The organism is Bradyrhizobium sp. AUGA SZCCT0182, assembly GCF_018130185.1.
Lineage (GTDB): Bacteria > Pseudomonadota > Alphaproteobacteria > Rhizobiales > Xanthobacteraceae > Bradyrhizobium.
Map to the genome: position 1 here is coordinate 1 of NZ_JAFCLY010000036.1, position 13,088 is coordinate 13,088.

The 13,088-nt window shown below is 63.3% G+C and carries 12 protein-coding genes and 1 pseudogene; 5 read left to right on the forward strand and 8 right to left on the reverse strand.

All coding sequences use genetic code 11. From position 1 onward, the window contains the following. A pseudogene (locus JQ611_RS30040) lies at positions 1-628 on the forward strand (hypothetical protein); the annotation flags it as partial. 111 nt (positions 629-739) lie between these two features. Here JQ611_RS30040 and JQ611_RS30045 read toward each other — a convergent pair. From JQ611_RS30045 to galE, 3 genes are all read right to left on the reverse strand, one after another. Then, positions 740-1,441, reverse strand: coding sequence for a fumarylacetoacetate hydrolase family protein (locus JQ611_RS30045; RefSeq protein WP_212268928.1), 702 nt, complete (start codon positions 1,439-1,441; stop codon positions 740-742). Between the two features lie 47 nt (positions 1,442-1,488). Next, complete coding sequence (locus JQ611_RS30050; RefSeq protein ID WP_212268929.1) at positions 1,489-3,303, reverse strand: ABC transporter ATP-binding protein; 1,815 nt, start codon at positions 3,301-3,303, stop codon at positions 1,489-1,491. A gap of 108 nt (positions 3,304-3,411) precedes the next feature. Further along, positions 3,412-4,425 carry a UDP-glucose 4-epimerase GalE gene (gene galE / locus JQ611_RS30055; RefSeq protein ID WP_212268930.1) on the reverse strand — a complete coding sequence of 338 codons (1,014 nt, stop codon included), beginning with the start codon at positions 4,423-4,425 and terminating at the stop codon, positions 3,412-3,414. A 130-nt stretch (positions 4,426-4,555) separates the two neighbouring features. Between galE and JQ611_RS30060 the strand changes: the two genes are divergently transcribed. Next, positions 4,556-5,620 carry a glycosyltransferase family 4 protein gene (locus JQ611_RS30060; RefSeq protein ID WP_212467473.1) on the forward strand — a complete coding sequence of 355 codons (1,065 nt, stop codon included), beginning with the start codon at positions 4,556-4,558 and terminating at the stop codon, positions 5,618-5,620. On the opposite strand, the gene JQ611_RS30065 is transcribed toward JQ611_RS30060, so the two are convergent. From JQ611_RS30065 to waaF, 5 genes are all read right to left on the reverse strand, one after another. After that, complete coding sequence (locus JQ611_RS30065; protein WP_212268932.1) at positions 5,598-6,050, reverse strand: hypothetical protein; 453 nt, start codon at positions 6,048-6,050, stop codon at positions 5,598-5,600. The genes JQ611_RS30060 and JQ611_RS30065 overlap by 23 nt on opposite strands. 152 nt (positions 6,051-6,202) lie before the next feature. Then, entirely contained in the window at positions 6,203-6,751 is a 549-nt protein-coding gene (locus tag JQ611_RS30070; protein ID WP_212268933.1) for an NUDIX hydrolase, read from the reverse strand. Between the two features lie 132 nt (positions 6,752-6,883). Continuing rightward, entirely contained in the window at positions 6,884-7,426 is a 543-nt protein-coding gene (locus JQ611_RS30075) for an HAD family hydrolase (protein ID WP_212268934.1), read from the reverse strand. Further along, positions 7,423-8,025 (reverse strand): D-sedoheptulose 7-phosphate isomerase, encoded by a 603-nt coding sequence (locus tag JQ611_RS30080; RefSeq protein WP_212467474.1) that lies wholly within the window; start codon positions 8,023-8,025, stop codon positions 7,423-7,425. The genes JQ611_RS30075 and JQ611_RS30080 overlap by 4 nt, the downstream gene beginning before the upstream one ends. Before the next feature lie 76 nt (positions 8,026-8,101). Then, the gene (gene waaF, locus JQ611_RS30085; protein ID WP_212268936.1) at positions 8,102-9,181 is read right to left on the reverse strand and encodes a lipopolysaccharide heptosyltransferase II; all 1,080 of its coding nucleotides are present in this window, start codon (positions 9,179-9,181) and stop codon (positions 8,102-8,104) included. Between the two features lie 164 nt (positions 9,182-9,345). On the opposite strand from waaF, the gene rfaD reads away from it, so the two are divergent. From rfaD to JQ611_RS30100, 3 genes are read left to right on the forward strand one after another with little or no spacing between them, the layout of a single operon-like run. Next, positions 9,346-10,326, forward strand: a complete 981-nt coding sequence (gene rfaD, locus JQ611_RS30090; protein WP_212467475.1) for an ADP-glyceromanno-heptose 6-epimerase — start codon at positions 9,346-9,348, stop codon at positions 10,324-10,326. A gap of 20 nt (positions 10,327-10,346) precedes the next feature. Continuing rightward, on the forward strand, positions 10,347-11,819 hold the full coding sequence (gene rfaE1, locus JQ611_RS30095; protein WP_212467476.1) for a D-glycero-beta-D-manno-heptose-7-phosphate kinase: 1,473 nt from the start codon (positions 10,347-10,349) through the stop codon (positions 11,817-11,819). Beyond that, entirely contained in the window at positions 11,816-13,072 is a 1,257-nt protein-coding gene (locus tag JQ611_RS30100) for an O-antigen ligase (protein WP_212467477.1), read from the forward strand. The genes rfaE1 and JQ611_RS30100 overlap by 4 nt, the downstream gene beginning before the upstream one ends. Positions 13,073-13,088 lie beyond the last annotated feature (16 nt).

Below are 13,088 nucleotides of genomic sequence, written 5' to 3' on the forward strand. Positions count from 1 at the left end.
GAACGCGAATACGTGGGCGCAGGTATCAAGCTGGGTCAATTATTCCGATGCCGATGGCAATGCCGCAACCCAGTATCAGTTCTGGGATGGCGGCAGCGGTGCCAACAGTGCCTATATCTGGACGCCCAACAATTCTCATAACGCGGCAGAAACCGAAATTACCGTCGCTGCCTCCGACCTTGCAAATGTCTGGATAAGGGGCGGGACGGCCGGTGGCTCGGAAACCATGTTCGTCCGGGCCTTCGATGGCACCGGTTGGAGCGCCTGGGACAGCTTCGTATTCACCACAACCCCGAACACGGCGCCGGTGGCGACGATCAACGATCACAGTGTGAACGCGAATACGTGGGCGCAGGTATCGAGCTGGGTCAATTATTCCGATGCCGATGGCAATGCCGCAACCCAGTATCAGTTCTGGGATGGCGGCAGCGGTGCCAACAGTGCCTATATCTGGACGCCCAACAATTCTCATAACGCGGCAGGAACCGAAATTACCGTCGCTGCCTCCGACCTTGCAAATGTCTGGATAAGGGGCGGGACGGCCGGTGGCTCGGAAACCATGTACGTCCGGGCCTTCGATGGCACCGGTTGGAGCGCCTGGGATATGTTCGGCCTCACGACGGTCTAGTCGCGAGAGTGCTTCCGTATCCGACGCTTCGCGGCTTCATAAGACATCCCCGGAAAAAGCCCCGGATCAGATCCGGGGCTCTGCTTTTTGCAGTATGCGTTTCGCGACTGTCTATTCCGGATTGCCGATCGCAACCTTCAGCGTGCCGACGCCGTCGACGCCGCATTCGATCTTGTCGCCCGGCTTGAGCTGGGAGACGCCGGCCGGCGTACCCGTCATGATGATGTCGCCGGCGGCGAGCGCGACCTGCTGCGAAAGCTGCCAGATGATTTCAGGCACGTTCCAGATCAGCTCGGTGAGGTCGCCCTTCTGGGTTTCGGCGCCGTTGACGGTAAGCCAGATCTTGCCCTTGGCGGGATGGCCGATCTTCGAGGCCGGCTGCAGCGCCGAGCAGGGCGCGGAATAGTCGAACGACTTGCCGACTTCCCACGGGCGCTCCTTTTTGCGCGAGGCGATCTGCAGGTCGCGGCGGGTCAGGTCGATGCCGACGGCATAGCCGTAGACATGGTCGAGCGCCTTCTCGGCGGGAATATTGAGGCCGCCGCCCTTCATCGCGACGACCAGTTCGACCTCGTGATGCAGGTCCTTGGTCAGCGGCGGGTAGGGGATGGTGGCGCCATCGGCCACCAGCATGTCGGCGTGCTTGGCGAAGAAGAACGGCGGCGCGCGCTCGTCATTGCCCATCTCGCGGATGTGCTCGAGATAGTTGCGCCCGACGCACCAGATGCGGCGCACGGGATAGGATTTCGATTCACCGACGACGGGAAGCGAAGGCTGCGGGGGAGCGGGAATGACGTAGGATGCGGCGTTCATGAAATGGGTCTCTGGACGGGTTTTGGGGTGGAACGGCGGCGATAGCTTTACGCGGTTGCGCTGATCGGCGCCAGACTGGGATGGCTGCGCTGTTGCAGGCGGAAGAACGAGGCGTAGCGCCCGCCGCGCCGCAACAGGTCGTCATGCTGGCCGCGCTCGACGATCTCGCCGCCTTCGACCACCAGAATGGCGTCGGCGTGCATGATGGTGTGCAGGCGGTGGGCGATCACGATCGTGGTCCGGTTCCGGCACAGATGCTCGATGGCTTCCTGTACGGCTTTTTCGGATTCCGAATCCAGCGCGGCGGTGGCCTCGTCCAGCAGGATGATCGGCGCGTTCTTGATCAGCGCGCGGGCCACCGCGATGCGCTGGCGCTGGCCGCCGGAGAGTTGCGTACCGTGCTCGCCGACCGGGGTGTCGTAGCCGAGCGGAAAACCCATGATGAAGTCGTGGGCACAGGCGGCCTTGGCGGCGGCCTCGATTTCGTCCCTGGTGGCGCCGACCTTGCCGAAGGCGATGTTGGCGCCGATGGTGTCGCGGAACAAATAGACGTCCTGGCCGACATAGCCGGTTTGCTGGCGCAGCGAATGGCGCGACACGCCCGAGATCGCCTGCCCATCGATCAGGATGGCGCCGTCGCCCACCTCGTAGAGCCGCAGCAGCAGCGCCAGCACGGTGGATTTGCCGCCGCCGGACGGGCCGACCAAAGCGGTGGTCTTGCCGGGTTCGGCGATGAAGCTCATGCGGCGCAGCACCGGCTCGTTCGGCCGGTAACCGAAGGTCACGTCGCGAAACTCGACCCGCGCGTCCGAGAGCTTCAGGGCAGGCTTGTCGTCGTCGGCGGGCTCGGTCGGCGGGCTGTCGACGATTTCCAGCAGCTTGCGCGCGCCGATCAGATTGCTGTTCAACTCGATATTGAGCCGCGCCAGCCGCTTGGCCGGCTCATAGGCCAGGAGGAACGCGGTCAGGAACGAAAAGAACTGGCCGGGCGAGGCGCCCATCGCGACCACGCGATAGCCGCCATACATCAGCCCCGCGGCGATCGCGAAACCGCCCAGCGTTTCCATCAGCGGGCTCGATCGGCTGGAGACCCGCGCCATCTTGTTGGCATTACGTTCGACGGCGGTGATGCTGGCGTCGATGCGCTCGCGCATCGCCTGCTCGAGCGTGAACGCTTTCACGGTGCGGATGCCCTGCAGCGATTCCTGCATGGTTTCCATGATGTCGGCGGTGCCGGAGAACTGGTTATGCGCAAGGCCCTTGATGCGCTTGACGAGCTTGCGCAGCACCAGCATCGCCGGGGGGGCCACGCCGAAACCCAGCAGCGCCATGTACGGGTCCGTCATCAGCATGACCACGACGAGCGCGATCAGCGACAGCAGATCGCGTCCGATGGCGTTGATCAGGAGATTGAGGACCTGCGTCACCGACGTGGCGCCGGCGGTCAGCCGTGCCAGAAATTCCGAGGAATGCCGTTCGGAAAAGAAGGCGATGTTTTCGCTCATCAGCTTGGCGAACAGCTGGCGCTGGTTGTTGGCGAGGATCGCGTTGCCGATCTGCGACAGGATCACGGTGTGGCCGTAGGTCGCCGCACCCTTGAGCGTGAAGATGACGATGGTGACCAGCGACAGGATCGCAATCCCGCGCACGTCCTTGTCGACATAGGCCTTGTTGATGACTTCGCCGAGCAGATAGGCGGAACCGGCCGTCGTCGCCGCTGCAACCCCCATCAGCGCGAACGCCAGCAGATAGCGCCGCCAGTAGGCGAGGCCCTGTTCGGCCACCAGGCGGCGAATCAGGATCGCCGCGCCATAGGGGTCGTCGGTGATTTTTCTCGGAATTTCTCTTGGAAGCTCGGTCATCCGCGTTCCATTGACGGCGCTGGGCATGAATTACCCGCGTGTCAGGGCTGCTACGGTGACTGCTTGCCCGCTAAATGACGGTTTTTCAAGCCAAATAACAGCTTGATTTTACGCCGATTCCGCTTGCCGGCCGAGGCCGCCGCGCTCGTGGAACAGCCGCTCTTCCCAGGCCAGCGCGTGGGTGGCGATGGTCTCGAGATCATCATATTGCGGCGTCCAGTCCAGCGTGGCGCGGATGCGGCTGGTGTCGGCGACCATGGTCATGATGTCGCCGGGCCGGCGCGGCGCGTACTGGACCGCGAAATTGCGCATCGCGACGCGGCGCACCGCCTCGATGGTCTCCAGCACCGAATAGCCGCGGCCATAGCCGCAGTTCAGCGTGACCGAACTGCCGCCGCTGCGCAGATACGACAGCGCGGCGAGGTGCGCCTGCGCGAGGTCGCTGACATGGATGAAATCGCGGATGCAGCTGCCGTCCGGCGTCGGATAATCGGTCCCGAACACGTCGATCTTGGCGCGCTGTCCGGTGGCGGCTTCGACGGCGATCTTCAGAAGATGCGTTGCACCGACGGTGGCAAGGCCGACGCGTCCCTTCGGATCGGCGCCGGCGACATTGAAGTAACGCAGCGCGACATATTTCAGATCGTGCGCCGCGGCGACGTCGTGCAGCATCAGTTCGGTCATCAGCTTGGAAGAGCCGTAGGGCGACAGCGGCCGGGTCGGCGCATGCTCGGGCACCGGCACAGCATCCGGATTGCCATAGACGGCGGCGGTCGACGAAAAGATGAAGCGGTTGACGCCGCCCTTGACGGCCGCGTTCAGCAGGCTGCGCGTCGTCATGGTGTTGTTGCGGTAATAAGCCAGGGGATCGCGCATCGAATCCGGCACCACCACCGAGCCGGCGAAATGGATGATGCTCTCGACGCCGTGCTGGGACAGCACGCCCTCGACGAGGTTTTCGTCGCCGGCGTCGCCGATGAACAGCGGCACGCCCTCGGGCAGGAAGGCGGAGAATCCGGTGGAGAGATTGTCGATCACGACGACGCTTTCGCCGGCGTCCGCCAGCGCGTGAACCATATGACTTCCGATATAGCCGGCGCCACCGGTGACAAGCACGGTCATGGGCTTACCCTCTCTCCCAGTTGTTGCCGCCGATGCTAGCCGGGGCGCGGTGAAGAGTGGGTTTCGTCATGAGCGAACTGGCCACTATGCTTAATGTTGCGTATAGGAACCCTCGTAAACGGAGCCGGACGTGCCGATCGAGAACAATTCAGCCGATGATCTGCAGCTGATCGTGCCGAATCTGCACAGGCGCTATTCCGGCGTCACCGCAACCAACCGGATGGTGGCGCCGAAACTCGCCCAAATGTTTCGCGCGGCATGGCTCGGTTCCCACGCCCCTGACGGCATTGCGCGGATGGGTTTCGGCGATTTGCCAAAACTCTGGCGCCGCCGCACACCGCTGATCTGGCACGCGCGGCGCAACGACGAAATGATTGCCGGCGTGTTGTTGCGCGCGCTCGGCTGGCCGCTGAAGCTCGTGTTCACGTCGGCGGCGCAGCGGCATCATAAATCGCTGACGCGCTGGCTGATCCGGCGCATGGACGCGATCATCGCCACCAGCGCGCTCTCGGCCTCTTTCCTTAAACGTGAAGCAACGGTCGTGATGCATGGCGTCGATACTATCAGCTATGCGCCGCCGGCCGATCGCGCGGCGGCGTTTGCGCAAAGCGGATTGCCGGGCCGTTATGCGATCGGCTGCTTCGGCCGTGTCCGCGCGCAAAAGGGCAGCGACGTCTTCGTGGAGGCGATGTGCCGGCTGCTGCCGCGCTATCGGGACTTCACGGCTGTCATCGTCGGCGCTGTTGTGCCCGAGCAGCAGGGCTTTGCGAATGGCCTGAAAAAGCAGATCGAGGCTGCCGGTTTGCAGTCACGAATTATCATTACCGGCGAGATCGAGATCGAGGAAGTGCAGCGCTGGTATCAGCGGCTGACGATCTACGCCTTCACCTCGCGCAACGAAGGCTTTGGATTGACGCTGATCGAGGCGATGTCGTCCGGCGCGGCGCTGGTGGCGTCGCGGGCGGGCGCGGCCGAATTCGTGGTCGAGGACGGCGTCACCGGCGTGTTGATGCCGCCCGGCGACGCTGATGCCTTGGTGGCGGCGCTGGAACCGCTGATGCGCGATCCTGCCTCGGCGGCAGCGATGGGGATGCGGGCGCGAGCGCGCGTGCTGGAGAAGTTTAGTCTCGAAGCTGAAGCCAATGCGATCGCCGAGGTTTATCGCGGTCTTTCTATTTCGTCTCCAAACGCGTGATGTCCGATTCATCCAGATGAGCTGTTTTCTCATCAAGAAGAGGACTTGAGTGCCAGTCGGCGCTATCGCCGGCCTCGCCGTGCTTGACGGTGTGAATGACCGAATGGCGATACATGTAAACGTTGTGCGAAACGTTCGGCTCGGTGGTGCATATCTCGTTCGGTCCGAATATGCGGATCGTCAAAGCGCCTTCGACCAGTTCGGCGAGAGCCATTCTGCCCCGCTGGACGATATAGGTTTCGCGAACGTTGCGGTGATAATGGCTCTTTTGCCAGCCGCCGCTGTCGGTCGCCTCGGTCCGGATATAGGCCGTTCCATCGTCGTGCTTCAGGCGAAATCGAAATTCGCCGTTTGGCATTTCGTTATGTTCGATCGAGATGCCTTTCGTCCGCGCTTCTTCCGGCCCAACGCCGCGTGGTTGATCGGCCATGTTCGATTCCTCTTCGGCTAGGCCGTGTAGCTGTAAATCCGTTGCGCGTGACGCGAGGCTAGTCCGCTTCGCCCCGTTAGCGACCAAGCTCGTGCGGAATATGCCGCGAAGGGCCATTCAGCGACAAGCGGCCGATACTTGCCTTCGTGATTTTACGCTCCGATTGCGCGGAGCGCCTTATAGCCCGCGGCAACTGAAGACATGGATTTTATTTCTCCGTCTTCGAGCGCCTTGATCACTTCCTGCAGCGACATTAATACAACTTCGACTCCTGACGCCGCTTCCAACTCGTCAAGGCGTTGCTTTCCTGTCAGCTCACATCCGCTCGCAAGGAAAATATGCACTAGATTCGAATTCTTGCTTGAATCGTCAAAGCAGGTTCCCAAGTCCATCATGCTGCTCGGCGAATAGCCGGTCTCTTCTTCGAGCTCCCGCGCTGCTGCCGTCACAGGTGATTCCGACCGAAAGGTGCCGGCCGGGAATTCCAGCGTGATTGCCTGCACGGCATGCTTATACTGCCGAACAAGGATAAGCTTGTTTTCTGTTGTGATCGGGACCGCAATAGCCACACTGGGCCGCTGCGAGACAAAGTAATCGTCAACAACGCGCCCGTCAGGCAATTTAACGGTGTCTCGCCGGAGCTTATACCAACGGTGGTCGAAGACCATTTCGCTCGACAGTAGTGTCCAAGGCAGAATCAAGAAACCCTCCTCACTTGGTGAGATGGTCGTTTGGGTTGACTGGCCAGTCGCCCGGAAGCGTTTGGACCCTATACCACTTGGTACTACCGTAGAAACGATCCGATGCTGAGGGGAGCCTCGGAAGGTAGCAAGTCACGCAGCGCACACCTGCCTTAGAATATCTGCGACATACGCATCGAGGTCGCCGCCTGCAAAAAGAAAACCCGGCAGGCCGACGGCTGCCCCAGCCTCGATATCGGTCGGGCGGTCGCCAATGACAAAGCTGCCCGCCTGACGCACCGGCCAGTGCGCCATCAGATCATGGATCATGCCGGGGCTTGGCTTGCGCCAATGATGATTTTCGAGATAGCCGGCGACGGTGCCTTCCGGGTGGTGCGGGCAGTACCTGATATCGTCGATGACGGCGCCTTGCGCCGCGAGCTCGGCGCGCATCCAGTCATGCAGCGTGTTGAGTTCGGCTTCGGTGAAATAACCGCGCGCGATACCGGCCTGGTTGGTGAAGAAGAACACGAAATAGCCGGCATCGTTCAGCCGCCGGATCGCCTTTGCCACATTCGGCATCCAGCGAATCCGTTCCCGCGTTCCAACATAGCCGTCGTCATGGTTGACGACCCCGTCGCGGTCGAGGAAGGCGGCGGGCTTCTGGATGGCGCGGGCGAGGTCGGCGCCGCTCATTTCGGAGAGGCCTCGCGCATCATGGCCTGCTCGATCTCGTCGCAGATGCCGTGACCCATCGCGAGATGGATCTGCTGCACCACCGGTGTGTCGTCGGTCGGCGCCACCAGCAGATGATCGCAATCCGCGCCCATGGCCGCGCCCTTGCCCCCGGTGAAGCCGACCGTGACAAGACCGCGCTCGCGCGCCTTGCGCAATGCCGTCAGGATGTTCGGCGAGCGGCCCGACGTGGTGAGCGCGAGCAGCACGTCGCCGCGCACGCCGAGGCCTTCAACCTGGCGGGCGAAAATCTGTTCATAGCCGTAATCATTGCCGATTGCCGTCAGCGCCGACGTGTCTGTCGTGAGCGCAATCGCCGCGTAGCCGGGCCGGTCCTGCTTGTAGCGGCCGACGATTTCGGCGGCGATGTGCTGGGCGTCGCCGGCGCTGCCGCCATTGCCGATGATCAGAAGCTTGTTGCCGGCGCGCAGCGCCGCAATGATCGCGGCTGCAATGGCGTGCGCGACGGCGAGCAGTGCCGCGTCGCTGTTGGCGCGTTCGAGCGCGACGAGCGACTCTTTCAGGTGGGCGGCGATCAGGTCTTTCGAATTCTGGCTCAAAATGCACCGTCAGGGTTGCAACGCGCAAGTTCTACCTTGGAAGTCTTGGTACTGATCGTGCGGTCCATGCGCAAGGTCACGGGGGGAGCTGCGCACGCGCGCGGGCTTCGCCGAGCACGCGCTGCACGATCTCGACCACGTCGGATGCCGGGATGTCGCGCATGCAGCGATGCTCGTTCATGGTGCAGACCGTGCGCTGGCAGGGCTGGCAGGCAAGCTGCGATCTGGTTTGCAGGACCGTCGCAGCCAGGCCGTTCAGCGGTGCCCAGAGATAGGGGCTGGTCGGCCCGAAAATGCCCATGGTCGGCGTGCCGATCGCGGCCGCAATGTGCATCAGGCCGGAATCATTTGAGATGGCGACGCTGGCTGCCGCCATCGCCAGGATTCCGTTGCGCAGGTCTGACCCGGTGAGGTCGCGGATTCGAGGTCCCCCGACGGCCACGATCTCCTGCGCCAGCGCCTTTTCGCCGGGACCGCCGACCACCCAGACCTCAAAGCCGCGTTCTGCCAGCAGCCGGGCCGCTTCCGGGAAATAGGTCCAGCGCTTGGACGCACCGACAGAGCCCGGCCCCAGCGCCACCGCAGGCCCCGTACCCAGCCCATTGGCCTGCCGCCAATGGCTGGAATCCTCCGGCGGCACGGCCAATTGCGGCACCGGCCATTCCGGCGGCAACGGCGCGCCATCGGGCAGCGCCAGCGCGGCATTCTTGTCGATAAAGCGGGGCAGGGCCTTCTCGCCCCAGCGCATCCGGTTGATCAGCCCGAACCGGGCTTCGCCGAAGAAGCCTACCCGTTCCGGGATACCGGCCAGCGCCGGCGCGATCGCCGCCTTCCAGGTCCGGGGCAGGACCAGGGCGGTCGCATAGCCCCGCGACCGCAATTCCCTGGCCAGACCCTGCTGCCTGGCCACCGCCAGCCTGCTGCGCGGCAGGTCCCAGACAATCCCGGCGCGGACCCCCGGCATGTAATCGACCAGGGGGGCGCAAAGGGAGGTCACCAGCAAATCGACCGGCCGGTTCGGCCAGCGCTGCTTGAGGACGCGCACCACCGTATGGCCTCGGACGAAGTCGCCGATCCACATATACGGGATGATCAGGATCGGCCTGGTGTCGGCCGAATCCTCGATCGCGATCCCATCTGATGAATCTGTATTCATGTCTTATGCGTCTGGCGCCCGGCCTTTTCCGGCTCCGGAGGTAACCGCTCCTAACCGGCAGGTAAAGCCGCACCCGGCGGTCTTCACCAAGGCCCACAACCAAAGTTGCCTGCCGGGCGCGTCTGAGGCAAAGCTGGCGCCGCACAATCACGGCAGGGGACGGCATGTTGCTGGTGACCGGTGGCGCCGGTTTTATCGGATCGAACGTCGTGGCCGCGTTGAACGACGCGGGCCGCACCGACGTGGCCGTGTGCGACATCCTCGGCCATGACGGCAAATGGCACAATCTCGCCAAGCGCCAGCTCGCCGACTTCGTTCCGCCGGCGGAACTGATGGACTGGCTGAAGGGCCGGCGGCTCGACGCCGTGATCCATCTCGGGGCCATTTCCGAGACGACCGCGACCGACGGCGATCTCGTCATCGAAACCAATTTCCGGCTGTCGATGCGGCTGCTCGACTGGTGCACCTCGAACGCGACGCCGCTGATCTATGCGTCCTCTGCGGCCACCTATGGCGATGGTGAGCGAGGCTTTCGCGATGACCAGTCCGTGGAAAACCTGAAAAAGCTGCGGCCGATGAATCTGTACGGCTGGAGCAAGCATCTGTTCGACATGGCGGTGGCCGAACGCGCCGCGCGCGGCGAGCGGTTGCCGCCGCAATGGGCCGGGCTAAAATTCTTCAACGTGTTCGGGCCCAATGAATATCATAAAGGCACGATGATGAGCGTGCTGGCGCGGCGCTTCGACGACGTCAAGGCCGGTCGCCCCGTGCAATTGTTCAAGTCGCACCGCGAAGGCATTGCGGACGGCGATCAGCGCCGCGATTTCATCTATGTCGACGACGTCGTTCGCGTGATGATTTGGCTGCTGGCGACGCCCGGTGTCAGCGGTCTGTTCAACGTTGGCACCGGCACCGCCCGCAGCTTTCGCGACCTGATGCTCGCGGCCTACGCCGCGCTCGGCGCCAAGCCGAACATTGAGTATATCGACATGCCCGAACAGATTCGCGGCAGCTATCAATATTTCACCCAGAGCGAAGTCGATCGGCTGCAGCACGCCGGATATAACGGTGGCTTCACGGCGCTGGAAGACGCGGTCGACGCCTACGTGAAGGGGTTCCTCGACCGCGCCGATCGCTTCCGCTGACGGGCCACAGGTAAGACCATATGTTTGATTTTGATGCCCTGTCGCATGCCATTGCCAGCCGTACCGTGCTGTGCGTCGGCGATCTCATGCTGGACGAGTTCATCTATGGCGAGGTCTCACGGATTTCGCCAGAGGCGCCAGCGCCTGTCATTGCGGTCCAGCGCAGCGAGACCAATGTCGGCGGCGCCGGCAATGTCGCGCGCAATATCGCCTCGCTCGGCGCGCGCTGCATCTTTGCAGGATTGATCGGCGAAGACGAAGCAGCCGCGAAACTGCGGGCAGAGCTTTCGCGTGAAACCCGGATCGAGGCCGTGCTGGTGTCCGATCCCAACCGGCCGACAACGCGAAAAGTGCGTTTCGTCTCCGAGCATTTTTCCACCCATATGCTGCGCGCAGACTGGGAACTGGCGCAGCCGGCAGCGCCCGACATCGAGCAAAAGCTGATCGACGCCATCCTGCCGCAACTCGCCCGCGCCGACATCGTACTGCTGTCCGATTACGCCAAGGGCGTGCTGACGGCGCGGGTAATCCGCAACGTCATCGACGCCGCCAAGAAGCTCGGCAAGCGCGTGATCGTCGATCCCAAGAGCGCCAATCTGGCGATCTATCGCGGTGCGACACTGCTGACGCCCAACCGCAAGGAGTTCGCCGAAGCGACCCGCAGCCGCGCCGACAGCGAACAGGGCATCGCCGATGCGGCCCAGGATGCGATGTACCTGGCCGATTGCGAAGCCATGCTGGTGACGCAAAGCGAACACGGCATGACGCTGGTCGTTCGCGGCGGAGACGCGATCCATGTACCGGCGCTTCCGGTGAAGGTGCGCGACGTCTCCGGCGCCGGTGACACGGTCGCGGCCGTATTGGCGCTGACGCTCGCCGCCAACGCCGATTGGGAAACCGCGCTGCGGATGGCGAATGCCGCGGCCGCCGTTGCTGTCGGCAAGAAGGGCACCGCCACCGTCACGCCGGCCGAACTGCGGCGAAAAATCCTGCCGCATGCGTCGCTGGCGGCCGAAGAAAAAATCGTGGCGGCCGGCGGCGACCTCGATGTTCATCTGGCGGAATGGCGCAAACAGGGCCTGCGCGTCGGTTTCACCAATGGCTGTTTCGACATTCTGCATCCCGGCCACGTGAAAGTGCTGACCGCGGCGCGCGGCGCCTGCGACCGCCTGATCGTCGGACTGAACAGCGATGCCTCGGTCAAGCGGCTGAAGGGCGAGGGGCGCCCGGTGCAGGACGAGCGCGCCCGCGCCGAAGTGCTGGCGGCGCTGGAGGCGGTCGACCTCGTCGCGATCTTCGAGGAGGACACGCCGATCGACCTGATCACGCGCGTGAAACCGAGCGTGCTGGTCAAGGGCGGCGACTATACCCGCGAGCAGGTCGTCGGCTATGAGGCCGTCGAGGCCTGCGGCGGCGAGGTGCTGCTGATCGATATCCTGCCCGGACACTCTACGACCTCGCTGGTCGACCGCGCCCGCGGGGGCGCAGCGTGAACGCCAGGACGGCCACTTCGCCGGCAGACCAGGCGCTGCCGGTCTGGCGCGATCCCGCCCGGTGGACGAAAGCTGCCGATATTTTCGCGGTGTTGATCGCGTTCTCGCTGCCCTGGTCAACCTCGCTGGTCGGCATCTTTGCCGTGATCTGGCTGCTGGCGCTCGCGCCGACGCTCGATTTGAGGCTTTTTCTGCAATCGCTGAAGCGGCCGATCTGCGCGTTACCGATCGCGCTGTTTCTGCTGGCGCTGGTCGGGACGCTTTGGTCCGACGCGCCGTGGGACGTGCGCAGGTACGCCCTCAGTCCCGCAACGAAGCTCCTTGTACTGCCGCTGCTGTTCTATCATTTCGAACGCTCGGCGCGCGGCATGTGGGTGTTGGTCGCCTTTCTGGTCTCCTGCGCGCTGCTGATGGTGATGTCCTGGCTGGTCCTGATATATCCCGGCCTGTCGCTCAAACCGGAGGGGGCCGACCGTGGTATTTTCGTCAAGAACTACATCGACCAGAGCCAGGAATTTGCACTGTGCGCGGTCGTACTCGCTTATCCCGTCATCACACTGTTGCGGGACAAGAAGTTCTGGCAGGCATTGCTGCTGATCTTGATTGCGGCAAGCCTGCTCGCCAACATGGCGTTCGTCATCGTGTCGCGCACAGCGCTCGTCACCATGCCGGTCATGCTCGCGGTATTCGCGCTGATGCACCTGAAATGGCGGACCAACGTCATCCTGTTCCTGACCGCGATCGTGCTGGGCGGGCTGGCGTGGATCGCGTCGCCCCAGTTGCAGGCGACGACGGACAGGTTCGCGCGAGATTACCGGTTGTACAAGGAACTCAACCAGCCGACGTCGCTCGGCTTGCGGCTGGTATTCTGGGAGAAGTCGCTGCGGTTTTTTGCCGAGGCGCCGATCATCGGACACGGGACCGGATCGACGCGGAGGCTGTTCGAGGCCGCCGCCACCGGTCCCGCGGGACTTGCCCAGGGCGAGGTAATCGGAAATCCGCATAACCAGACGCTTAACGTCGCGGTCCAATGGGGTTCCGTCGGGGTCGTCCTCTTGTATGCGATGTGGCTGGTGCACCTGCTGTTGTTTCGTGGCGAAGGCCTGGTGGCCTGGATCGGCCTCATGGTCGTCCTGCAGAACTTCTTCAGCTCATTGTTCAACTCGCATCTGTTCGATTTCCACGAGGGCTGGATGTACGTGCTGGGTGTCGGAGTGGCCGGCGGCATGATACTGAGGGCCAAGGATACTTAGGCCAAGGATACCAGGG